The sequence below is a fragment of the Virgibacillus oceani genome, from assembly GCF_014638995.1.
In the GTDB taxonomy this organism is placed as follows: Bacteria; Bacillota; Bacilli; order Bacillales; family Amphibacillaceae; genus Virgibacillus_E; species Virgibacillus_E oceani.
The window spans coordinates 237483-262175 of sequence record NZ_BMFR01000001.1; the positions used below are offsets into that span (position 1 = coordinate 237483).

Sequence of the window (24693 nt, forward strand, 5' to 3'; positions counted from 1 at the left end):
ATTTTTTGACAAAGAGAATAGGATATTTAGGTCCAAAAGGAACATTTACAAAATTGGCTGTTGACGCAGCATTTAATGGTGAAGATAAACATAGCTTTAAAACAATTCCAGAATGTATTGATGCTGTGAATGAAAATATGATTGATATAGGTGTAGTACCTTTGGAAAATGCCATTGAGGGGACCGTGCAATTAACTGTTGATTATCTTGTACATCAAGTGAGATTACCGATTTATGCTGAAATTGTCGTTCCTATCCAGCAACACTTACTCGTGCATTCTGATTTTACAGGGGATTTATCAGAAATAGAAGAAATTCATTCCCACAGCCATGCTATTGCTCAGTGTCATCAATATATTCATAAATACATTCCTTGGGCAGGTATTAAATTCACCTCATCAACAGGAAAAGCTGCCGAAATTGTTAGCGGCAGTGACAAATATATTGCAGCGATTGGAAATAAACTGGCTGCAGAAGAGTATGGTTTAGCCATTTATAAAGAGAATATTCATGACTATTCAAATAACCATACAAGATTTGCTGTTTTGGCAAAAGAAAAAGAAACTGTACATATAAAGCACGCAGTTGACACAGAAAAAACAAGTCTGTTAATTACATTGCCAAGTGATTATGCGGGGGCTTTACACCAAGTGCTATCCGCATTCGCATGGCGTAAAATGAATTTATCAAAAATAGAATCAAGACCAATGAAAACCGGATTGGGGAATTATTTCTTTATTGTTGATGTAAATCAGCCATATGATGATGTATTGTTCCCAAGTGTTAAAGCGGAACTTGAAGCATTAGGATGCAAAGTAACGATTCTTGGAACATATCCGGTTTATCAGCTGGATATTTAAATATGCTTTCCCAATTACTGTCTATTCCTTTAGAAAGGGATAGACAGTTTTTTTATTTAAAATTAAATTATTTTCAACTTTTTTCATTCTAATGCATATGTTGATAATGAGTGATTAGCCCAGTCAACTTGAAATGAAAGGAGTTTGGAATAACTTGAAGATTCACATCGTGCAAAAAGGAGATACATTGTGGGAACTATCAAAGAAATATGGAGTAGATTTTGAACAACTCAAGCAGGTCAATTCACAATTATCCAGTCCAGATATGATTATGCCAGGTATGAAAATAAAAATACCTAGTTCGTCAAAACCAGTACCAAAGGAGGGCATGAATCCAAAAGAATCACAACAGCCTATTGCTACGAATCCATATAAAAATACTTCACCAAAACCTTTACCTGTAATAAAAGAGGATGATAAAGAAAAACCAAAACCAATTCAGCCACAGATGCCAATGCAGCCGAAAAAGGAAATGCCGATAAAACCACAGCCACAACCGAAAAAAGAAATGCCAATACAACCGCAGCCTCAACCGCAAATACCAATGCAACCAATAATACAAATGCCAATTATGGAACAGGAAATGCAAAATTATACGACGATCAATCTTCCAAAAATGCCAGTTTATCATCCGCCGGTTGAAAAACCAAAAGAGAAACCTGCTGTTAAAGAAAAAATGAAGCCAATGCCTTTACCGCAGCCAATGCATATGGTTCCATTATGCTGTCATGTTATTAATCCATATTGTCCACCAGGACCTCATGATTTCTTTCCAGTAATGGGAACATTTCCAGCTGGCCACGCTCCAATGGCACCTATGCACATGCAGCATGGAGGAATGGCTCAACCATATGCACATGGTGGCCATATGATGGAATCACCTGAAATGGAAATGCCAGTGAAACCGAATTATCAGGCTGGAGGAAAGGATTGCGGTTGTAAAGGAAAGGGGTCTTATCCCAATCAAATGGGAGGATATCATATGAATAACCCATCATCATTTGGAGGCTATGATTTCAATCGACAGCCTGGTTATGTTCCACAAAATTATCCACCACATTTTGCTAATGTTCCAGTCACTGAAAATCAATACCCTAAACCACCTGGACCTTCTTTTGACTATAGGAATGAAGAGGAAGACATACAAGGTGAGTAGTAATAGCAGCAGAGACGAATTGAAAACCAATCGTCTCTCTTCTTTTTTATATCGAGAAGGAAAATTAAGAATTGCTAAAGCAGCCCCGATAAAATCAACTGTAATATTGGTGGAAACCGAAACAGGCAGCAAATTTATTTTGAAAAAACACAGTAAAAAAGTTGTTGTTGACCAGCAATGGGAGTTTTTTGCCAATGGAAGGTCGTCTGTAGTTATTCCGTTCATACGATTTCCTAATGGTAAAAAGTTTCTTGTCACCAGTGAACATTATTGGACAATTGCCCCATTTGTAGAAGGGATAAAATTAAATTATGGATTAATTAGCGATCGTAAAGCATGCATAACCACTTTACGATCGTTTCATGACAATGCACAAGGAATAAAAGTTTCAAATCCAATCAAACGTAAATTATTTTATAATCGTTGGTATAACAGATTGCAGTCATTTAAAAGAACGAACGAATATTTCGTTAAAAATGGTTTTGAAAGTCTCTTTACGGATATAGTACAAACTACGGAAACCCAATTACTTATTGTATCCGAACTTCCATGGAGGAAATTAGAGCAAAAAGCCGAACAGCAGCATTCTTGGATCCATGGGGATGTCGCATCACATAACTTTATACGTAACAATAATATTTATTTAATTGATTTTGATTTATTGGCACAATCCCCAATCATATATGATTATATTCAGTTAGCCCAGCGGTTTTTGCCGCATTTAGATTGGGATTTAGAAGCACTGCTTGCCTATCAAATGGTAGAAGAAAATCAATTTAAAAATTGGATTCTTGCAATGGCCGTTCCAAGCGATGTGTTACGTGAATGGCTGCATTATCTTTCTGGAAGCTCCCCGATGCCCATCCATCATTATTTAACGGACATGGAAAAAGAGTGGATTAAACGGCAAGAGTTTTTGAAAAATGCCAAATCAATGCTAAAATTATATTATTAAACAGGGCTGTTTCCAAAAATGCACAAAAGAGTGGGGTTTCTAAGAGGCAAAGGTGCATATTCCAGCAGTGTCCGGAAAGGTGAATTGGGAATCGGTGGTTACGTCGCATGTCAGTTCTTCTGTTTAGATAACAACAGTTTTTAATCACGGCAATAAATTTCTATTTTAGAAAAAAGGAGCAATGGATGATGAGAGAATCCGTGGATAATATTGTGCAATGGTTACAAGAACAAATCAAAGAGACTGGTGTAAAAGGATTATTGGTTGGTGTTAGTGGGGGAATTGATTCAGCAGTTGTTGCCCATTTAATAAAACGGGCAGCTCCAAATAATTCCCTGGGTGTGATTATGCCTTGTAAAAGCACAGCGTCCGACATGGAGCATGCACAGGATGTAATCGATAGCTGCGAAATTGAGGCTGTTACGGTTGATTTATCAGAGACACACGATGTCATGTACAATACTATTCAAAATCAGGTGAAACAAAAAAATCAATGGAATAAAAAAAATGACCAGCTTGCAGATGCCAATCTTAGGGCGAGACTTCGTATGAGTACGTTGTATACACTTGCAACAAATTACAACTATCTAGTTGTTGGTACAGATAATGCTGCCGAATGGTATACAGGGTATTTTACTAAATATGGTGATGGTGGAGTAGATATATTACCTATTGTTAATTTTACTAAAAGTGAAGTTAAGGAAATGGCTAGATATCTGGGTGTACCGGATCAAGTGATTAATAAAAAACCAAGTGCTGATTTATGGGAAGGGCAGACAGATGAAGCAGAAATGGGTACCACTTATGATGTTATTGACGCTTATTTAAAAGGGGAAAAGATACCGGATAGGGATAAGGAAATAATTGAAAGTCTCCATAAACGAACAGAGCATAAACGAAGTGGTGCAGCGCAATATAGTTAAAGGGATTATTTAACTGGTTTAAAAACACCTTTCTTTATACAGGCTAACTTGTAAGGGAGGTGTTTTTATGAACAATAAAATCGTTTTAACATCTGGTTTTATCCTTGTATTTCTATTCGGTTGTTCCAATACAAATCAAGATGATAATGCACAAGGGAATGATGCTGAAACACAACCAATGCATTATGAAACCGATAAAGGACAAAAGGATTTAGGTATCTACGACAATTATGTTGGAGAAAAAGGCGGCTACAAACAAAGTGATCAAAAGGGGACTAATGCTTCTGAAGGAAACAGCGGCAACTATACGGATATATTTACTAACGAAGAATCAAATGAAATATACAGACACGTAACCGGTCTTAAAGATGTAAAGAATGCTCAAATTGCTTCCACAGAAGATAAAATAATAGTCGCAGTTATGTTAAATGAACATCCCAATCCTGATATTCGTGATGTAATTGCACAGGAAGTTCAAAAATTTGTTCCAGACAAGACGGTTGTTGTGTATACGGATGAAATTTATTGGGACAGAATGAGTAATTTGAAGGCTAGATCGGAAGCGGAACATGGGGGAAATGATTTTCAGGAACAAATTAAAAAGTTTTTTAATAATGAATGACCTTTGCTTCCAGGCAAAGGTTTTTACTTTTTATTCGGCACTTTCACTATTTATTTGTCAAATGAATCCTTCACAATGAAGTTGCACTTTATAATTCATTCAATTTTTGATATAGTAAAAAAGGAAATTTCTAGAGAGGAGAATGTCCTATGGCTGGTCATTCTAAGTGGAAGAATATACAACGAAGAAAGAATGCTCAGGATGCGAAGAAAGGAAAAATCTTTATGCGACATGCTAAAGATATATACGTAGCTGCAAAACAAGGTGGCGGGGATATTACAACGAATGCATCATTAAGATTAGCAGTTGACAAAGCAAAAGCGGATAATATGCCGAATCACAATATTGATCGTGCTATAAAAAAAGCAACAGGTACACTAGACGGAGCCAATTTTGAGGAAATCACTTATGAAGGATACGGTCCTGGCGGGGCAGCAGTAATTGTTAATATTTTGACAGATAATAAAAACCGTACCGCTGCTGAAATCAGACATGCTTTCAAAAAAAATGGCGGGAACCTCGGCGAGAATGGCAGCGTTGCTTTCATGTTTGACCGAAAAGGCTATATAGTTATTGAGAATGAAGATGGAGCTATTGATGAGGACGAAATAACCCTTGAAGCAATTGAGGCAGGTGCTGATGATATTGTTGTAGAAGAAGGGGTGTATGAAATTTTTACATCACCTGAAAATTTTGATGCAGTATGTACACATTTGCGAGAAAATGATTATACACTGGCGGATGCTGAGGTCACATTAATTCCGCAAACGTATAGTAAACTAGCTGCAGAAGATACTGAGAAAATGATGAATCTTATTGATGTACTGGAAGATAATGAGGATGTTCAAGATATTCATCATAATTTAGAGGATGCTGAATAGAAATTTCATCTATTTTCTTAAAAAGAGGCTGGACATAACTAAATTGTTTAATCCAAAGCCGAACATTTCACCATACTACAGAAGGAAATACACGGAGACTCCTGCGGGATGAAAAGCCTAGGCTCAGGGCAGCCCGCGGAAAGCGTAGTGTATTTCCCTAGCGGTATGTATGCACCAACTATGTTCGGATTTTATTTTGGTTAAACACTTTTGTCCCAGGCTCTTTTTCAGGTTTTAACAGTGTTGTTATATTTCCTTGTTTCTGTACCCAGGATATAAAGGTGTGTTAAACTAAATAAAGGAATTCCGATGAGGAGAAGGGTAAATGATTGCTTATATTAAGGGTAATATTACATATATATTTGATGACTCTGTTATAGTTGATGTTCAGGGGGTTGGGTACGAGATTATGTGTGCCAATCCTTTTGTATTTCAATCATCATTGCATCAGGAAGTATTAATTCACACTTATCATTACGTTCGTGAAGATATGCAAGTGTTATACGGATTCAAAAACCAGGATCAAAAATCACTTTTCACAAAGCTTCTTCAAGTCTCTGGAATAGGCCCCAAAGGTGCTTTGGCAATATTAGGGGCTGTTAATGTGGGAGATTTTATTGCGGCAGTTGAGCGAGAAGATGACAAATTTTTAACAAGTTTTCCCGGAATAGGTAAAAAAACTGCGAGACAGGTTATATTGGATTTAAAAGGTAAATTGACAACAATGCTTTCGTTAGATGCACAGCCGGAGATATTAAATTCCGAAAGTACTGCTGTATCGCCAAACGGGTTAAATGAAGCCCAGGAGGCATTAAAAGCGTTGGGATACTCAGACCGGGAAATAAAATCAATAATGCCGAAACTGCAAAAGGAAAATATTAAAAATACAGATGAAATTATCCGCAAAGCATTAGGATTATTGGTGAAAAATTAAGGGGAAATCATTATGGATGAGCGTATTGTTACAGGTGAAATACAAGCTGAAGATTCAACAGTTGAGCTTAGTCTCCGCCCCACATCACTTAATCAATACATCGGTCAGCAAAAGGTGAAGGAAAATCTAAGTATATTCATTAAGGCTGCGAAAATGCGTGAGGAACCGCTCGACCATGTTTTACTTTACGGTCCACCAGGATTGGGAAAAACGACGCTTGCTGCCATTATTGCAAACGAAATGGGGGTACAGTTTCGCTCAACTTCAGGACCAGCGATAGAACGTGCGGGAGATCTTGCAGCAATTCTATCATCACTTGATCCAGGTGATGTTTTGTTCATTGATGAGGTCCATCGTCTGCCACGTTCAGTTGAAGAGGTTCTTTATTCGGCAATGGAAGACTTTTTCCTGGATATTGTTATAGGTACGGGTCCTAGCGCAAGGTCAGTCCGAATCGAACTTCCGCCATTCACATTGGTGGGGGCAACAACTCGTGCGGGACTATTATCAGCACCGCTCCGTGATCGTTTCGGTGTATTAAGCAGATTAGAATATTATGAGGCAAAGGATTTATGCTCCATTGTTGAAAGGACAGCAGATATATTTCAAACTTCAATTACAAAAGATGCTGCAGCAGAGGTTTCACGAAGGTCCAGAGGTACACCTAGAATAGCGAACAGACTGTTAAAACGCATTCGGGATATCTCCCAAGTTAAAGGAGAAAATACCATAAGTCTAGAAACAACCGATCTTGCTTTACAGATGCTTCAGGTTGATGATGTTGGCTTGGACCATATAGATCACAAACTTTTAAAAGGAATTATAGAGGGCTTTCAGGGTGGTCCAGTTGGCCTTGATACGATTGCTGCGACTATTGGTGAAGAATCACAGACAATTGAAGATGTTTACGAACCATACTTATTGCAAATTGGCTTTATTCAACGAACACCAAGAGGACGAATTGTAACACCAAAGGCATATCAGCATTTTGGTATAAAAGGGAACGAAACCGAATGAATATAGGAAAACTATTTATTTTTTTAGGGATAGTATTTATTGTGATCGGTGTTATTTGGACGTTTATCGGAAAACTGCCAGGTGACATAAGTTTTAAAAGGGGAAATGTTTCATTTCATTTTCCGATTATGACTTCAATTGTTGTTAGTATTATATTATCCCTTATCTTTTTTATATTAGGAAAATTTCGTTAGTAGTGTAAGGAGATCAGCATCATGAATATAGAGGATTTTGATTTTGATTTACCAGAAAAATTAATAGCGCAAACACCATTAAAAGAAAGAACAGCCTCACGATTGTTAGTATTTAATCGTGAATCAAAAGAAATTGAGCATCGTCATTTTACTGACATCAAACAATATTTAAAAAAGGGCGATTGTCTTGTGTTAAATGACACACGTGTACTTCCTGCAAGGTTATATGGTGTAAAAAAAGATACAGGAGCAAAAATAGAGGTGCTGCTGCTTCATCAGCAGGAAGAGGATTGCTGGGAGGTCCTTGCCAAACCAGCTAAGAAGATTAAGGTTGGAACGGAGTTAACATTTGGAGACGGTAAACTTCGGGCGAAATGTATTGGGACGAAGGAACATGGAGGACGTATTTTACAATTGCAATATGAGGGTATTTTGTATGAAATTTTAGATGAACTAGGTGAAATGCCCTTACCCCCATACATTAAAGAGCAATTACCTGAGAAAGAACGCTATCAAACCGTATATGCAAAAGAAGAAGGTTCGGCGGCAGCTCCTACAGCCGGCCTGCATTTTACAAATGAATTGCTGGATGAAATAAAAGAAATGGGAGTAACAATTGCTTTTATAACACTTCACGTTGGATTAGGCACATTTCGGCCGGTGAGTGTGGAGAATATCGATGACCATACGATGCATTCGGAATTCTACCATATGACGAAGGAAACCGCGGAAACACTTACTGCTATTCGTAAAAATAATGGACGAATCATCTCTGTCGGAACAACATCAACTAGGACTCTGGAAACAATCGCACGCGATAACAATGGACAATTTGCAGAAGCTAGTGGCTGGACGGATATTTTTATTTATCCGCCGTATACATTTCAGGCTATTGATGGTTTAATTACAAACTTTCATTTACCTAAGTCGACATTAATAATGCTGGTGAGTGCTTTAGCAGATAAAGAGAGTATACTACGAGCGTATAATGAGGCTGTACAGGAACGGTATCGTTTTTTCAGTTTTGGAGACGCAATGTTAATAATTTAAGCAGAGGAACGAATATATAATGACACCTATAACATATGAATTAATTAAGACATGCAAACAAACTGGTGCAAGACTCGGCAAAGTGCATACTCCACATGGTTCATTTGATACACCAATGTTTATGCCTGTCGGAACACTTGCTACTGTTAAAACCATGAGCCCGGAGGAATTGGAGGACATTAATGCAAAAATCATTCTTTCCAATACGTACCATTTATGGCTAAGACCAGGCGAAGATATAATCCGTGAAGCTGGTGGTCTTCATAAATTTATGAATTGGGATGGAGCAATTTTAACCGATTCTGGAGGGTTCCAGGTTTTCAGTTTAAGTGATATGAGAAAAATTAAGGAAGAAGGAGTGCATTTTCGTAATCATTTAAATGGTGAAAAATTATTTCTATCCCCTGAAAAGGCAATGCAGATTCAAAATGCGCTTGGCTCAGACATTATGATGGCATTTGATGAGTGTCCGCCATATCCGGCAGCATATGACTATATGAAAGCATCAGTTGAGCGGACATCCCGATGGGCAGAACGCTGTCTTGAAGCACACGCCCGAAAAGACGAACAAGGACTTTTCGGTATTGTTCAAGGTGGTGAGTATGAGGATTTACGAAAACAAAGTGCTCGTGATCTGACATCAATGGATTTTCCAGGGTATGCAATTGGCGGACTATCCGTTGGTGAGCCAAAAGAGATTATGAATCGAGTCCTTGAATTCACAACACCACTTTTGCCGGATAACAAACCGCGTTATCTAATGGGAGTGGGCTCACCTGATTCACTTATTGACGGTGCGATGCGCGGGGTGGATATGTTTGATTGTGTCTTGCCAACACGTATTGCACGGAATGGGACATGTATGACATCAAATGGACGACTCGTAGTTCGAAATGCCAAATATGCACATGATTTTAGTCCGATTGACGAAAATTGTGATTGCCATGTGTGCAAAAATTACACTCGCAGCTATATCCGGCATTTAATTAAATGCAATGAAACATTTGGATTTAGACTTACTACTTACCATAACTTATATTTTCTGTTAAAATTAATGGAGCAAGTACGAGCAGCTATCGCTGAAGATCGACTTGGTGATTTCAAGGAAACATTCTTTGAACAATATGGTTTTAATCAGCCAAATGCAAAGAATTTTTAGAGAAAGGAGGAATTCATAATGAACACACTTATAAATTTAGCACCAATTATTTTAATGTTTGTTATCTTTTACTTTTTGTTAATCCGTCCGCAGCAAAAACGCCAAAAGCAAGTGAAGCAGATGCAATCGGATTTGAAAAAGGGAGATTCAGTCGTAACAATTGGCGGTTTCCACGGAACAGTACATACGATTGATGAAGCGATCGTGGTAATTGAAGGCGGGGACGGTACAAAACTGACATACGACCGTTCTGCAATCCGTGAAGTAAAAAACAGCTAATGCGAAAATAGCAGTTAGAATCAGGGGACAAGCAATAGACGCGTTCCTTAACAGATTAAGGCGCAAGTCTGTTGCTTTTGCCGCTACTGTACATAAGAAAGAAGTTAATGGAATTAATCCATTAACTTCTTTTCATTATTCGTCTAGGAAACTATAAAATTTGAATGCTGTGGATAACTAAACTACCGCATCGGCCACGTCCAGCTCCAGCGCTAAAGCCGTGATGGACTGACAGATACCTCCGTACGATAAGGTCAACATCAATTCGCTTACGCTCACCCGAGTTTCCTTTATCTCCTGCGGTAGATTGTTCGGTTAAAACCGCCACTTTGCGTGGCAACACCGAACCACCCTGCTTGGCAAATCTTTTCGGTGGGACGAGTAAGCGCAGTCTACACGTCGCTAAACGGGCGCCCCCGCTTTTGTTCTTACGATTACTTTTCTTCATTTACTACAACGTTTACTCCAATTACTCCTCCGGCAAGTGCCGCTAAAATAAATCCTAAATGATGAAGCGATTGTTCCATAGAAAATGCTTGCTGATAGCCTAGGTATTGTACTAAAAACGTGAATAATGTGAAGCCTAAACCTGTAAAGGAACCAATTACCCAACCTTTTTGCTTCCCTTTAACACCCGCTACGATGCCTCCAATAAATAACGAAATTAATCCGACCGCCAATGTAATCCATGACAATGTTTTCTCATCCATACTCGTAAAGCGCAGTAGTAACCCTAAGACAAGGCTAACTACCAGAATTAAGCCGAGTATAACAATCCATCCATACATCAAGGCAATAAACTGTTGTTTCTTCATGATGTTGATCTCCCTCCCCCCTGTTTGTCCAGTTACTATCATTTTATTCATGCATTAAGAAAATAGACGGAAAATATTTTAGTTTTCGCTGCATATATTTTTTATAGGGTTGTTTAATATTCAAGGGAAGGTGACCTATGAATGTAATTCTTGCATCCGTTATTTTTATAGTCAGCTATTTATTGATCATGACAGACAAAATGAATCGTGCTGTTATAGCATTATTTGGCGGAACACTGCTGTTATTAACAGGAATATATACTACAGAAGAAGTGTTTATAAACTATATCGATTGGAATACAATTGGATTGTTGTTCGCGATGATGGTACTGATCTCAATTACGGAGAAAACAGGTTTATTTACATATATTGCAATACGTTTTGCTCAAAAGGTTAGAGGGAATCCAATTCCGTTATTAATTGGTGCAAGTGTTTTAACAGCCATAGGTTCTGCATTACTTGATAATGTAACGACCGTACTCATATTTGTACCCATTATGTTAAAAATAACAAAATTATTAAACCTGCCATCCTTTCCCTACTTATTGGCGATAATTTTTAGTTCTAATATAGGTGGAACAGCAACACTTATTGGTGATCCTCCAAATATTATGATTGGACAAGCGGTTGAGCATTTTAACTTTCTATCGTTTCTTATTCATTTAGCACCATTAGCACTGATTATCTTCTTAGCAATGATCTTTACAATCGTTTTCTTGTTTAAAAACAAGCTGCAAAAAAATAAGACGAATGAACAGGAGCTTCTTCATATCGATGCCTCAACATATTTAAGGAAAACACCTATGCTCTATAAATCAGTTTGCGTTTTAGGACTTACGATCACCGGATTTTTGTTTCATTCATTTTTACACATAGAACTGACAGCAATTGCTTTGGCTGGGGCGGTTTTGTTGTTATTATTAACAGAAAAAGAAGTATCCACGGAGCATATATTTGAAAAAGTAGAATGGGTAACATTGTTTTTCTTTATTGGATTATTTACGCTAGTCGGCGGTCTGCAGGAAGTTGGGATTATTGACGAATTAGCTCGTGCAATCATTGTATCTACAGATGGAGATTTCTCCAAGACAGCTATATTGATATTATGGGTTTCGGGTATATTCTCAGGAGTTGTAGATAACATTCCTTTTGTGGCTGCAATGATACCGGTCATTCAAGAATTCCAAAGTTATGGTATGGTATATTTAGATCCAATTTGGTGGTCCCTTGCACTTGGAGCATGCCTTGGAGGAAATGCAACATTAATAGGGGCTTCTGCGAATGTTGTTGTAGCGGGGCTGGCAGAGGGTGCCAAAGAAAGGATACCGTTCATACGCTTTCTGCTTTACGGAATTCCATTTGTATTATTTTCACTTCTTATTTCAACTATCTATATCATTTTCCGTTATCTGATTCCATATGCAGGACAAGCATTATGAAGGTGGCTGGGACAAAAAGTATTCAGTCAAAAAAATCCGAACTATGAATTCTTCCATTAGAATTTGTATTAGTTCGGATATTTCTATTTTATTATACTTATAGTTGCAGCGGGATTATAATGCACGACACATTACCACTTAACCGGTAAGTGTGAAGAGAAGGAGATGATTCACGAAATTACAAACTAATTGTTGAAAGAGTATAGTTCTAACCATCCTATACTGTATTCGATTGTCATTTGAGTCGATGTTCAAGATCTCTTGTTGTGCTTCCTAATTTGACTTCTTTATTCCCCATTCATACCCATTTTTGAATAATAGGTATTTGTTTTAATTCTTCTTTTGTAATAAACCTAAGCGCGAATAATGCCACTATATAGATGCAAGTTAAAATGATCAATATACCTAGGAATATGAAAATGTTAGGCTCAACTAAAGCATACATATCTTTAAGGAATTTACCAACAATCCATGTGATCGTAATTAATGCAATCATTTTACATAAGTCTTTTAAAGGAATGGAATATCGGATCGCTTTTTGAAGTGATGCCAAATGCAATAATGTTACTAATATAACACCTGTAACCATAGCAAGCGCAACACCCATAATTCCAAACTTGGCATTGGAAGCTAACAAAAAAAGTACAGTAAACTTGCATGCCGCCCCGATTAGACTATTCCACATGGCGGGTCTAGCTAAATCGAGAGCTTGTAATGCCGCTTGTAATGGTGCCTGAATATAAAGTAAAATGAAAAAAGGTGCCATTAATATTAAAAAATTGCTTGCATTAGCCGTTCCATACATATATGTTAAAATCGGTACAGAAAATAATGTCAGTACAATTGTTGCAATTGCACCTGAAGCAAACGAGATCCGAATTGCCTGGTGGATGCGATAATGGATCAGTTGCTTGTGTTTATTTGCTTCTGCCTCTGAAATGGATGGTACAAGTGCGATTGCTAAGGATTGAGTAATAAAGGTTGGTAAAAATAGCAATGGCAATACAAAACCAGTTAACTCACCATATTGCTTTGTTGCTAAAGAACTTGATATTCCTGCTATTGCCAGGCTTTGGGCAACTAATATGGGCTCAAGAAAGTATGAAAAGGAACCAATTAATCTACTGCCTGTACTAGGTAAAGCGATAGAAAAAAGTTCTTTCAATGTATCTTTGCTTGATTTTAAATAGCTGAAAAATCGATAACGTATTTTTACAACCTTGTTCCGTTTAAATATGTGGATCATAACTAATAGTGATACGAATTCTCCAAGAATAACACTTGCCATTGCACCAGCAGCCGCATATTCCACACCGTAAGGAAGCAACAGCTTAACGAAAAAGGCCACACAAATTATACGAACTACTTGTTCAATTACCTGCGTAAAACTTTGCGGTTTCATATTTTGCAGGCCTTGAAAATACCCTCTAAGGACGGCTGAAATTGCGACAATCGGTATTATGGGGCAGGTTGCAAATAATGGATACATTGTTCGTTCATCCGTAAGTAATTCGGTAGCAACAATTGGAGTAATAAAAATCATCACAATAGTAAATAAAATACTGGATAGTCCGGTTATAATTAACGATACGATAAGTATTTTTTTAATTTTAACACGATCGTTTCTTGCGTCCGCTTCTGCAACACGTTTAGAAATGGCAACAGGTAGCCCTAGCTGGGTGAATGTAATAACTAAAAAATATGTAGGCAGTGCCATCATGTAGAGGCCGACACCCTCTTCACCCATAATTCTTGCAACAACCATACGATTAATGAACCCTAAAAAACGGGTAATCATTCCGGCAGCAATCAAAATTATTGTTCCTTTTAGAAATGTTTGTTTGGTCATTTATTCGGACCTGCCTTCTCAAAAAATAAATTTTCATATACAATGATATATATGCTATTGAGTTGGCCAAGCATGACAAGAATAGGAAATTAGCTCTGAGTATAAACAGGGAGGGAAGATCTTGGAGGTAGTAAAAACTGTTAATGAATGGAGAGACCTTTTGAAGCCAGCACTCGAAAGTAAAACAAGTGAATTTAGATTAATGGGATATCCTCAAGCTACAAGTGATGACATATGGAATTGTCTGGTACAAAAGGTTTGGAAGGGTAACCCAACGATGCGGTTACATGAGGTTACCCAAGACATATTTCATCTTGCATCTAACTTGTATATGAGCTATTTAACTGTTAATGCCTATCAAGATGACGATTTAATGGCTTCTATTGCCGCTTTAACTGGTGGTCAAACGGGAGAAAATAGTAATAATTGAGGATTTTACATAATGTATTGGCCGTAGAAAAGGGAGGCAATTGGTAGATGAAAAACAGAGGTAAAATCGTTGCCTTTTTTCTGATCGTGTTATTATTTGCAGGTACGATTGGGACAACGATTACTGGAATTACAAAAAATATTAACTTAGGTTTGGATCTGCAGGGTGGTTTCGAGATCTTATACCAAATCGAACCCGTTGATGATGGGGAGGACGTAACACGGGATCTACTTGAAGCAACTGTCAGAACGTTAAATGAACGTGTAAATCGCCTAGGTATTAGTGAAGCTAATATCAATATTGAAGGCGATGACAGAATTCGGGTACAGCTTGCGGGTATAAAAGATCCGGAAGAAGCAAGAGAGATATTGTCAACGTCTGCTCGTCTGTCGTTTCGGAATGTTAGCGATGAGGAACTTTTAGATGGTTCTGATGTAAAAGAAGGAAGTGCAAAACAGGACTTCCATCCCGATACGAATCAGCCAATTGTTACATTGCAGCTGAAGGATGCAGAAAAATTCGGGGAAATTACAAGTAAACTTAAAACGAAAAAAGATCCGGAAACGCCATACCCTGATAATTTACTTGCTATTTGGATGGATTTTGAAGAAGGGGATTCTTTTGCAGAAGAATATAAAAAAGAAGAACCAAAATATATATCTGCACCATCAGTCAGCAGCACATTAAATACAACAAATGTTATGATTGAAGGTAATTTTACTGTCGATTCCGCACAGCGTTTGGCTGATATAATTAATTCAGGGTCACTGCCAGTGAACATGACGGAATTATATTCAACAACAGTAGGAGCACAATTTGGTGAAAAAGCACTGGATAAAACTGTTTTCGCGGGTATTATCGGTGTAAGTATAATCTTTTTGTTTATGATTGTTGTTTACCGATTCCCTGGATTCATTGCCGCAATAAATTTAAGTATATACATTTATTTAATTTTATTAGTTTTTGAATTAATGAATGGTGTATTAACATTGCAGGGAATTGCCGCGTTAATTCTAGGTGTCGGTATGGCAGTAGATGCGAACGTTATCACATTTGAACGTATAAAAGAGGAACTGCGTGAAGGAAAATCGATTTTTGCATCATTTAAAGCCGGTACGAGTAATTCTCTAAGAGCTATTATTGATGCGAATATTACAACTATATTAGCAGCTGTTGTATTATTTATTTTTGGTACCAGCTCCATTAAAGGCTTTGCAACGATGTTAATTTTAAGTATTTTAGTAAGCTTTTTAACAGCGGTTTATGGTACTAGATTATTGATGCAATTATGGATGAAAAGCAAGTTTTTGAAAAATCGTCCAGGATGGTTCGGAGTAAAGAAAAAGGATATTAAGGATATTAAAGATGCAACAGAAGTGGAACCCAAACTGTTTAATCGTGAAATTAATCCAGTTAAGCACAGAAATAAATTCTTTATCGCATCAGTAATTATGATTATACTGGGTGCAATATCTTTAGGAATTTTCCAATTGAATCCCGGCATTGATTTCACTGCTGGATCACGAATTCAACTTGCATCAGATACCAGTATAGCAACGGATAAGATAGAGGAAAGTCTGAATGAATTAGGGTTAGAGGCAAAATCGATAGTTTCATCGGGCGATAATAATGTTGTGTTACGTTTTGATAAAGTAATCGATGAAGATAGAATTTCGGAACTGCAAACATATTTTAATGAAAACTATAATGCCGAAACTAGTGTAAGTATTGTATCACCGATTGTTGGTGAAGAATTGGTTAAAAATGCCCTATATGCATTAGTAATCGCATCTATCGGAATGATTATATATGTTGCATTCCGTTTTGAGCTCTTCTTTGCGATCACTGCTATAATTGCGTTGCTGCATGATGTATTCTTCATGCTGGCTGTCTTCAGTTTTACACGAATTGAATTTGACATAACAATAATCGCGGCTATTCTGACGATTATTGGTTACTCAATTAATGACACAATCGTTACCTTCGACAGAATCAGGGAAAACTTACAGAAGAAGAAGCGAGTCAAGTCCTTTAAAGAACTTGCAATTATTGTAAACAGAAGCTTGGTCCAAACATTGACTAGAAGTATTAATACTTCGGTAACAACGTTGATTGCTGTTTTAGCGTTCTTGTTCTTAGGAGCTGAATCAATCACTGGATTTGCGATTGCCTTGACAGTTGGGCTAATTGCTGGTACCTACTCATCTCTATTCATTGCATCACAGCTTTGGCTAATATGGCGTGGTAAAATGCTTAAGAAGAAACCGGTTGTTTTTGCTAAAAAGAAAAAGGTTGAAGGACCGCAAGTTTAATTACAAACCCTTGCTGCAATTTGCAGCAAGGGTTTGTTTTACTAATGCTTAAAAATTTAGATAAAGGGGTAATTTAAAAACAGGAGGGGTTTCATGAGAGGACAATCATATGTTATTTTAGCCATTATCTTTGTAATCATCGTTGCGGTGTTTGCCGTTACAAATGTGGACACAGTGGAAGTGAATTATTTATTTTGGTCTGGCGAGGCACCGTTAATTTTAGTAATACTGTTTTCCGTTCTCATGGGAGGAATTATCACTGCTGCTGTTGGTGCTGTTAAAATGTTTCGTTTGCAAAGAGAGGTTCGTTCATTAAAGTCCGAGAACAAGAATATCAATTCCTTGCTTGAGAAGCACGGAATTGTCTTAGAGGGGGATACTAATCCTGATCCGAAAAAGAATAATTAAAAAACAGCACTTATGAAAATAATTAAAACTCATTGCTACCTCTGTCTTTCTTTGTGTATAATAAATTAGTCAGGGGTGAGTTTATGTTACAAAGTAAGGCAACATGGAAATTTACAACAATACAGGATAATATAAATCAATGGACGGACGATACAAATAATAACCTTTCCCCAGTAATAAAAGAACTTTTATTACAAAGAGGAATTAATACAGCACAGGATGCGAATGAATTTCTTTCCCCAAGTTTAGATAATTTATTTACGCCAAAAGGTTTTGCATCAATAGATAAAGCCGCAGAGCGTGTACATAAAGCAATCGAGCATAACGAGAAAATATTAATATATGGTGATTACGATGCAGATGGAGTAAGCTCTACTGCCGTAATACTCAAAGCATTGCAAGAGCTTGGAGCGGAAGTTGATTTTTATATTCCCAATCGCTTTACGGAGGGCTACGGTCCTAATGAAACAGCATTTAGACAAGCATATGAAAGAGGATACCGGTTAATTATTACTGTTGATACCGGTATTGCTTCCGTGCATGAAGCAAATGTAGCCAAGGAGCTTGACATTGATTTAATCATAACAGACCATCATGAACCACAGGATACACTGCCCGATGCGTTTGCAATTGTTCATCCAAAATGTTCACCGGATTATCCATTTAAGGAACTTGCTGGAGTCGGCGTTGCATTTAAGTTTGCAGAGCACCTGCTAGGCTATTTTCCAGAACATCTATTAGATTTGGCAGCGATAGGCACAATTGCTGACCTTGTGCCGTTAGTTAGTGAGAATCGTATTCTAGCTTATTATGGATTACGTAAATTAACAGTTACAAACAGACATGGACTTAATGCTTTGAAGAAACTTTGTAAGATTGAAGGTAATGTTACAGAAGAGGATGTCGGTTTTCTGATTGGCCCCCGATTGAATGCTGTCGGCAGGCTCCAGGATGCTGATTTAGCTGTCCAATTGCTGCTGACAGATGACCCTAATGAAGCGGAAGAACTAGCAGAAATGATTCAGGATTTAAACAAAGAGCGCCAGAAAATTGTTGCTGATATTGTAAAAGAAGCAGAAAAAATGGTACAGCCTATTGAGAATAATGGTGTCATTATCGTTGCAAAGGAAGGGTGGAATGAGGGGGTATTAGGTATTGTTGCATCGCGCCTCGTTCGAAAGTATGACCGTCCAGCAATTGTCCTAGCAGTTAACCCTGAAAACGAAAGTGTAAAAGGCTCAGCGCGAAGTATACCCGCTTTTGACTTATTTAAAAATTGCATGAAAGTCAGAAGCCTGTTTACCAGCTTTGGCGGACACGCACAAGCAGCAGGTATGACATTGCCATTGAACAATTTACAACGGTTACAAGATGAATTGAATATTGCTATAAACGATCAATTGACAAAGGAAGATTTCAAGCAGGTTATTGAAATAAGTAAAACGTTGGCTATACCGGAAATGAATGAGACCTTGGTTAATGAAATTAATCGGCTTGCTCCATTTGGAATGGCCAACCCAAAGCCAATATTTCACCTTAAGGAAACCCCAACTGATATAAGGCAATTGGGAAATATGAAAAAGCATCTTAAAGTACAATTCAGACAGGATGCGGAAAGTGTTGAAGGAATTGGGTTTGGCTTCGGAAGTCATTTTGATTGTATTTCTCAGCAAACTCCAGTTTCCCTAGTTGGTGAACTAGGTATAAATGAGTGGAATGGCAATAAAAAAGTACAAATTGTAATCCAGGACATAAAAATAGATGAATGGCAATTGTTTGATTATCGAGGTAAAAAGGATTTAGATATCCTGCCAATTGTAAAAGAAAATGAGGATACATTAATTGTCTGTAGTCGGGTAACGGAAATAATTCCTAAGCAGGCAAATCATTTAATTTATGGAGCAGGATTAGATACATTGTCTAAATTGAATACTTTATTTATTTATGATTTACCAGACAGTCTTACCGATTTAAAGGAGATTATCAAAAAAACAAAACCATCGCGCATTTATGCTTGTTATCATGTTGAGGATAGCAGTTATATGAAAGTTTTCCCAACACGTGATGACTTTAAATGGTTTTATGCGTTAATCCGGACTAAAAAAATTATAGATCTTAATAAAGAGATAGATATAATTAAAGATAGAAGGGCATGGACGCAGGATTTGATACTATTTATGTCAAAAGTGTTTTTTGAATTAGAATTTGTTACTATAGTAAATGGAATCCTTAAATTGAACCCTAATCCCGCTAAAAAAGATTTACAGGAATCAAAAGTTTTTCAACAGCGATTAAATCAAGCGGAAATCGAGAAAACTTTATATTATTCAAATTATGACAAATTAAAAGAGTGGTTTTCAACATGTATTGACGTTGCTGAAGTGCCCAAGGAGGAACCAACCCATGGATTACAAAAAATATATTAAAATCGTAGAAAACTGGCCAAAAGAAGGTATCCAATTTAAAGATATTACCCCATTGATGGACAATGGAAAAGCATTTAAATCTGCTGTTGATGAAATAGTTGAATTTGCAAAAGAAAAAGAAATTGATATCATTGTTGGACCAGAAGCAAGAGGATTTATTATTGGATGCCCTGTTTCATATGCGTTGGAGATAGGTTTTGCACCTGTAAGAAAAGAAGGAAAACTGCCCCGTGAGGTCATAAAAGTAGATTATGGTTTGGAATATGGCAGCAATAGATTAACCATTCATAAAGATGCGATTAAACCTGGACAACGTGTGTTAATTACAGATGATTTACTTGCCACTGGTGGTACAATAGAGGCAACAATTAAATTAGTAGAAGAACTTGGAGGAATTGTTGCAGGCTGTGCGTTTTTAATTGAGCTTACGTATCTGGACGGACGCGAAAAACTTGATGGATATGATGTTTTGACTTTAATGCAGTATTAAATACTATTTATTACCACGTTATTAAGTGTTAAATAATTGATGAAGGTCTGACCGAATGTGTCAGACCTATTTCTAATATAATACACAACACGTAACGCTTGTGAATATGCTACTATATTTCTAATCTTTACTTTTTATTCTTATGTTATAATGTTTATTCCTTTACATTTTTACGAAAATTTTCGATACTATTAAAAAGGCATTTTCATGATTATTCTTCTAAGTGAATTAAGGTGATTATATGGCAAAGGAAGCTATTTTGACAATTGAAGACATAATAGATAAGGCACGACAGTATCTTACGGAGGATGATGCTGCATTTATTCGCCGTGCATACCAATTTGCTGAAAACGCACATGCGGAGCAATATCGGAAATCTGGGGAGCCTTATATTATTCATCCAGTTCAGGTAGCAGGTATATTAGTTGAACTAGAGATGGACCCGGAAACAATTGCCGGCGGATTCCTGCACGATGTCGTTGAGGATACGGATGTAACAGTTGAACAGCTGGAAGAGCAATTTAATCATGAAGTTGCCATGCTCGTTGACGGTGTAACCAAACTGGGAAAGATTAAATATAAATCAAAAGAGGCTATTCAAGCTGAAAATCACCGCAAAATGTTTGTCGCAATGGCTAAGGATATTCGGGTGATTTTAATAAAATTAGCCGATCGCCTGCACAATATGCGTACATTAAAACACTTACCACCTGAAAAACAACGCCGTATCTCTAATGAAACATTGGAGATCTTTGCGCCTTTAGCCCACCGTTTAGGGATTTCCACGATAAAATGGGAGTTAGAGGATACAGCGTTGCGATATTTAAACCCTCAACAATATTACCGTATCGTTCAATTAATGAAACAAAAACGCGAACAGCGGGAATCGTATATTAAAGACGTTATGGACGAGGTTAATCATCAGTTAGAAGAAGTTAACTTAAAAGCGGATATTTCTGGCCGTCCAAAACACCTTTACAGCATATATCGTAAAATGGTTAAACAGAATAAACAATTTAATGAAATTTACGACTTGTTGGCTGTTCGGATTATTGTTGACAGCATTAAAGATTGTTATGCAGTTTTAGGCATCATTCATACTTGCTGGAAACCGATGCCCGGCAGGTTCAAGGATTATATTGCAATGCCAAAACCGAATCTATACCAATCGTTGCACACAACGGTTATTGGACCAAAAGGTGATCCGCTTGAAGTACAAATACGAACGAAGGAAATGCATGAAATTGCTGAGTACGGTATTGCTGCACACTGGGCATATAAAGAAGGGCGGCAATTAAATAAAGATAAGCAATCATTTGAAGAAAAGTTAACTTGGTTTAGGGAAATACTTGAATGGCAAAATGAAACCCATGACGCAGAAGAGTTTATGGAATCATTAAAAGTAGACTTATTTTCTGATATGGTTTATGTATTCACACCAAAAGGCGATGTGATTGAGCTGCCATCAGGCTCTGTACCGCTGGATTTCGCATACAAAATTCATACAGAGATTGGGAATCAAACGATTGGTGCCAAAATAAACGGGAAGATGGAGCCGCTTGATTATAAACTTAAGAACGGTGATATTATTGAGGTAATGACATCAAAGCATTCCTATGGCCCATCACAGGACTGGCTGAATGTAACACAGACCTCTCAAGCAAAAAATAAAATTAAGCAGTTTTTTAAAAAACAACGGCGGGAAGAAAATGTTGCAAAAGGGAAGGATTTGGTTGAGAAAGAAATCAGGTCGTTCTCCCTTGAGCCGAAAGAAGTGTTATCGCAAGAAAATTTAAAACGAGTATATGAAAAGTTTAATTTTACAAATGATGAGGACATGTATGCAGCGGTTGGGTATCAAGGAATTACAGCGGCAATTATTGCAACGCGCCTTACGGATAGAATCCGAGCCACGCAGCAGAAGGAACAAGATCTTGAACAAACACTGGAAAATGTTAAAAGTGAAGTAAAGGAAAGAAAATCGCATAAACGTGATTCCGGTGTTCAAGTTGAAGGGGTTGATAATCTTTTAGTGCGATTATCAAAATGCTGCAACCCAGTACCAGGGGATGCGATTGTAGGCTATATCACTAAAGGCCGTGGTGTTTCCGTCCACCGTGCTGATTGCCCAAATGTTCAAACGGAAGAGGCTCAGCAACGATATTTACAGGTTAAATGGGAAAGTGATCATACAGATAAAAAACAATATCATGTTGATTTGGAAATCTCCGGTTATGATAGAAGAGGCCTGTTGAATGAGGTTTTACAGGCAGTTAATGAAACAAAAACGAATATAACTCAAGTAAATGGCAGGTCAGACCGAAACAAAATGGCAATCATTAATATAACCATTCTCATTCATAATACAAACCATTTACGAAAAATTGTTGAGCGTATTAAACAAATTAAAGATGTATATACAGTAACTAGAACATTGCAGTAGAGGGGCTTTAGAATGAAAGCTGTTATTCAGCGTGCTAAAAATGCAAGTGTATCCGTAAATGAAAAAGTAATCGGTGAAATTATAGATGGATTAGTTGTACTTTTAGGAGTTACGCATGAAGATACGGATGACGATATTAAATATTTGGTGAACAAAATTGTGAATTTGCGAATATTTGAGGATGAAAATGAAAAGATGAACCTCTCCTTAAAAGATGTCAATGGAAGTGTTCTTTCTATTTCCCAATTCACTTTATATGGTGACACTAAAAAAGGAAGAAGACCAAATTTCCTTCAGGCAGCGAAACCGGACATTGCTAATAGTATGTATCAGCGCTTTAACAATCTCGTTTCAGAGCAAAATATTAAAGTGGAAACCGGCGAATTTGGTGCAATGATGGATGTACAATTTACAAATGTCGGTCCGGTTACGTTGATAATAGACAGTAAGGATAAATAGAAATGGATGGCAGATTTCTGCCATCCATTTCTATTGGTTCCCAAAATATTTTGCAAACCCGTTGACGATACCTTTTACGAGCTTCTTTTGGTAGGCGTCAGTTAATAAGAGCTGCTCTTTTTCAAGGTTAGACATGAATCCAAGTTCTACTAAAACACCAGGTTTAAAAGTCTGCCTGATAACATGAAAATCCCCAAATGTAATTCCTCTGTCTTTTGCATTCGTTTCTTTTATAACCTCATGCTGAATAAATCCCGCTAAGCTTTTGTTTTGGTCGTAATAGTAATAGGTTCCAATTCCCGTAACGTTTGGCAGTGTTGGCACGCTATTGTAATGAATACTAATAAAAGCATCGGCATCGATTATATTAGCCAGGCTTGTACGACTGCCAAGTGCAATAAATTCATCATTTTTTCGCGTTAAAACAACCTCCGCACCCAGTATAGAAAGCTCTTGCTTTAATTCTAACGCAGTTTTGTATGAGATATTTTTTTCAAAGGAGCCACTTGTGCCAATTGCACCGACATCACGTCCTCCGTGTCCAGCATCAATTACAATTGTTTTGTTTTTAATCCCACCGCTGAATGAACTAGCCTTCTTGTCTACAAGTGATTTAAAGACAAATCCTGATTTGTCACCATTAGAGATCTCATACCATTCATTTGATTCTGAAACCACTTCAAATTTTTCTCCCTTACTGACAAAATCGGTAATTTCATAATCCGTTGATGGTCCTTTGCGAATGTGCGTATTTTCATGTTGAATCGTGATAGACTTGTTTTCTTTGGCAGTTGAATCCATTTCTTGTTTTTTGTTTGAATCCGCAGCAAGAGAACTGCTGCCATCGCCAGATATTGTTATATAATCATCTGTTATCCAGCCAGTATTATTGTCTAGTTGAATTTCAACCCATCCATTTTGTTCTTGTAAAATCGGGTATTTTTGATCGGTATGTACTTGTCCGGTTTTTTCATAGTTCGTACCAGGACCTGAACGTACATTTAAATTGTCCGTATTAATTATAGCTTCGTTTGCACTCACTGTAATGGAGAACAATAGAAATATACTGAAAAAAAGTAATGTTGTTGATGTAATACGCAAAAGTAATATCCTCCTATTTGAATAAGTAAATACTTATTCTATTTTAATAAAAATATTATTTTTAGGCAAAAATAGAGGGATGGGAGGTTTTATTTTATGCGACTGAACGAAAAACATTGGAATTCAATGACAAATAATGGTATTCATAGTGTAGATCTTCATCGATTTATGGAATTAGAAAATCATGCAAATCATATGGAAATTGCACAGGAGTTAGGAATCTCATTAGGTGAGGTAAAAATGTTAAAGAAAAAAATTAATCGTGCTTGACATTAGTATATAGACAGATTATGATTATAATCATTCAACAATCAAGTTATCCTATACGATTTGTTCAATAGAAAATCCGTTGAGGGAAAAAGTATTTAGAAATCAAATGAAAAGAGAGAAAATGTCATCGGCTGAGAGCATTTTCACATTATGACCTAATGAAAGACATTCCCTAGGATCTGTATCGAAATAAAGTAGGTATAGACGTTTTGCAGGCGTTA

General features: G+C 37.1%; 25 protein-coding genes and 1 other annotated feature (1 of these 26 cut by a window edge). Of the genes, 21 read left to right on the forward strand and 4 right to left on the reverse strand.

Going from position 1 to position 24693, the window contains the following annotated elements:
- The first annotated feature begins 5 nt into the window (after nt 1-5).
- The 12 genes from pheA to yajC all read left to right on the forward strand — a co-directional run bounded on the left by pheA (nt 6) and on the right by yajC (nt 10030).
- On the forward strand, nt 6-860 hold the full coding sequence (gene pheA, locus IEV74_RS01210; protein WP_188453520.1) for a prephenate dehydratase: 855 nt from the start codon (nt 6-8) through the stop codon (nt 858-860).
- Nucleotides 861-1014: 154 nt separating this feature from the next.
- Nucleotides 1015-2016: a SafA/ExsA family spore coat assembly protein gene (safA, locus tag IEV74_RS01215; RefSeq protein WP_188453521.1), complete on the forward strand. Its 1002-nt coding sequence runs from the start codon at nt 1015-1017 to the stop codon at nt 2014-2016.
- Nucleotides 2009-2971: a phosphotransferase gene (locus IEV74_RS01220; protein WP_188453522.1), complete on the forward strand. Its 963-nt coding sequence runs from the start codon at nt 2009-2011 to the stop codon at nt 2969-2971. Before safA ends, IEV74_RS01220 begins: the two co-directional genes overlap by 8 nt.
- A gap of 188 nt (nt 2972-3159) precedes the next feature.
- Nucleotides 3160-3894 (forward strand): NAD(+) synthase, encoded by a 735-nt coding sequence (gene nadE / locus IEV74_RS01225; protein ID WP_188453523.1) that lies wholly within the window; start codon nt 3160-3162, stop codon nt 3892-3894.
- Between the two features lie 67 nt (nt 3895-3961).
- Nucleotides 3962-4516, forward strand: a complete 555-nt coding sequence (locus IEV74_RS01230; RefSeq protein WP_188453524.1) for a YhcN/YlaJ family sporulation lipoprotein — start codon at nt 3962-3964, stop codon at nt 4514-4516.
- A 149-nt stretch (nt 4517-4665) separates the two neighbouring features.
- Complete coding sequence (locus IEV74_RS01235; protein ID WP_188453525.1) at nt 4666-5397, forward strand: YebC/PmpR family DNA-binding transcriptional regulator; 732 nt, start codon at nt 4666-4668, stop codon at nt 5395-5397.
- Between the two features lie 325 nt (nt 5398-5722).
- On the forward strand, nt 5723-6331 hold the full coding sequence (ruvA, locus tag IEV74_RS01240; protein ID WP_188453526.1) for a Holliday junction branch migration protein RuvA: 609 nt from the start codon (nt 5723-5725) through the stop codon (nt 6329-6331).
- A gap of 12 nt (nt 6332-6343) precedes the next feature.
- Nucleotides 6344-7348, forward strand: coding sequence for a Holliday junction branch migration DNA helicase RuvB (gene ruvB, locus IEV74_RS01245; protein ID WP_188453527.1), 1005 nt, complete (start codon nt 6344-6346; stop codon nt 7346-7348).
- The gene (locus IEV74_RS01250; RefSeq protein WP_188453528.1) at nt 7345-7542 is read left to right on the forward strand and encodes a DUF2905 domain-containing protein; all 198 of its coding nucleotides are present in this window, start codon (nt 7345-7347) and stop codon (nt 7540-7542) included. Before ruvB ends, IEV74_RS01250 begins: the two co-directional genes overlap by 4 nt.
- A gap of 21 nt (nt 7543-7563) precedes the next feature.
- Nucleotides 7564-8592 (forward strand): tRNA preQ1(34) S-adenosylmethionine ribosyltransferase-isomerase QueA, encoded by a 1029-nt coding sequence (gene queA, locus IEV74_RS01255; RefSeq protein ID WP_188453529.1) that lies wholly within the window; start codon nt 7564-7566, stop codon nt 8590-8592.
- A gap of 19 nt (nt 8593-8611) precedes the next feature.
- Complete coding sequence (tgt, locus tag IEV74_RS01260; protein ID WP_188453530.1) at nt 8612-9751, forward strand: tRNA guanosine(34) transglycosylase Tgt; 1140 nt, start codon at nt 8612-8614, stop codon at nt 9749-9751.
- 18 nt (nt 9752-9769) lie between these two features.
- Entirely contained in the window at nt 9770-10030 is a 261-nt protein-coding gene (gene yajC / locus IEV74_RS01265; RefSeq protein WP_188453531.1) for a preprotein translocase subunit YajC, read from the forward strand.
- A 151-nt stretch (nt 10031-10181) separates the two neighbouring features.
- Here the strand turns inward: yajC and IEV74_RS01270 are convergent, their stop codons facing one another.
- Both IEV74_RS01270 and IEV74_RS01275 read right to left on the reverse strand, forming a co-directional pair.
- Nucleotides 10182-10370: a hypothetical protein gene (locus IEV74_RS01270; protein ID WP_188453532.1), complete on the reverse strand. Its 189-nt coding sequence runs from the start codon at nt 10368-10370 to the stop codon at nt 10182-10184.
- A gap of 94 nt (nt 10371-10464) precedes the next feature.
- Nucleotides 10465-10845 (reverse strand): TIGR04086 family membrane protein, encoded by a 381-nt coding sequence (locus IEV74_RS01275; RefSeq protein ID WP_188453533.1) that lies wholly within the window; start codon nt 10843-10845, stop codon nt 10465-10467.
- 137 nt (nt 10846-10982) lie between these two features.
- Between IEV74_RS01275 and IEV74_RS01280 the strand changes: the two genes are divergently transcribed.
- Nucleotides 10983-12284 (forward strand): ArsB/NhaD family transporter, encoded by a 1302-nt coding sequence (locus IEV74_RS01280; RefSeq protein WP_188453534.1) that lies wholly within the window; start codon nt 10983-10985, stop codon nt 12282-12284.
- Nucleotides 12285-12582: 298 nt separating this feature from the next.
- On the opposite strand, the gene spoVB is transcribed toward IEV74_RS01280, so the two are convergent.
- Nucleotides 12583-14133, reverse strand: coding sequence for a stage V sporulation protein B (gene spoVB / locus IEV74_RS01285; protein WP_188453535.1), 1551 nt, complete (start codon nt 14131-14133; stop codon nt 12583-12585).
- A gap of 121 nt (nt 14134-14254) precedes the next feature.
- Between spoVB and IEV74_RS01290 the strand changes: the two genes are divergently transcribed.
- The 7 genes from IEV74_RS01290 (at nt 14255) to dtd (ending at nt 23101) form a co-directional block, all read left to right on the forward strand.
- Nucleotides 14255-14563 carry a post-transcriptional regulator gene (locus IEV74_RS01290; RefSeq protein ID WP_188453536.1) on the forward strand — a complete coding sequence of 103 codons (309 nt, stop codon included), beginning with the start codon at nt 14255-14257 and terminating at the stop codon, nt 14561-14563.
- Nucleotides 14564-14610: 47 nt separating this feature from the next.
- Nucleotides 14611-16875: a protein translocase subunit SecDF gene (gene secDF / locus IEV74_RS01295; protein ID WP_188453537.1), complete on the forward strand. Its 2265-nt coding sequence runs from the start codon at nt 14611-14613 to the stop codon at nt 16873-16875.
- 93 nt (nt 16876-16968) lie between these two features.
- Entirely contained in the window at nt 16969-17283 is a 315-nt protein-coding gene (locus tag IEV74_RS01300; protein WP_188453538.1) for a LapA family protein, read from the forward strand.
- 83 nt (nt 17284-17366) lie between these two features.
- The gene (recJ, locus tag IEV74_RS01305) at nt 17367-19709 is read left to right on the forward strand and encodes a single-stranded-DNA-specific exonuclease RecJ (RefSeq protein WP_188453539.1); all 2343 of its coding nucleotides are present in this window, start codon (nt 17367-17369) and stop codon (nt 19707-19709) included.
- Nucleotides 19687-20199, forward strand: coding sequence for an adenine phosphoribosyltransferase (locus IEV74_RS01310; protein WP_188453540.1), 513 nt, complete (start codon nt 19687-19689; stop codon nt 20197-20199). The genes recJ and IEV74_RS01310 overlap by 23 nt, the downstream gene beginning before the upstream one ends.
- A 241-nt stretch (nt 20200-20440) precedes the next feature.
- Nucleotides 20441-22642 (forward strand): RelA/SpoT family protein, encoded by a 2202-nt coding sequence (locus IEV74_RS01315; RefSeq protein ID WP_188453541.1) that lies wholly within the window; start codon nt 20441-20443, stop codon nt 22640-22642.
- A gap of 12 nt (nt 22643-22654) precedes the next feature.
- Nucleotides 22655-23101 carry a D-aminoacyl-tRNA deacylase gene (gene dtd, locus IEV74_RS01320; protein WP_188453542.1) on the forward strand — a complete coding sequence of 149 codons (447 nt, stop codon included), beginning with the start codon at nt 22655-22657 and terminating at the stop codon, nt 23099-23101.
- Nucleotides 23102-23131: 30 nt separating this feature from the next.
- Here dtd and IEV74_RS01325 read toward each other — a convergent pair whose 3' ends face one another.
- Complete coding sequence (locus IEV74_RS01325; RefSeq protein ID WP_188453543.1) at nt 23132-24202, reverse strand: N-acetylmuramoyl-L-alanine amidase family protein; 1071 nt, start codon at nt 24200-24202, stop codon at nt 23132-23134.
- Between the two features lie 96 nt (nt 24203-24298).
- Here IEV74_RS01325 and IEV74_RS01330 point away from each other — a divergent pair, with 96 nt between their 5' ends.
- Nucleotides 24299-24472, forward strand: a complete 174-nt coding sequence (locus IEV74_RS01330; RefSeq protein ID WP_188453544.1) for a hypothetical protein — start codon at nt 24299-24301, stop codon at nt 24470-24472.
- Nucleotides 24473-24542: 70 nt separating this feature from the next.
- Nucleotides 24543-24693, forward strand: a binding site (T-box leader) (it continues 69 nt past the right edge of the window).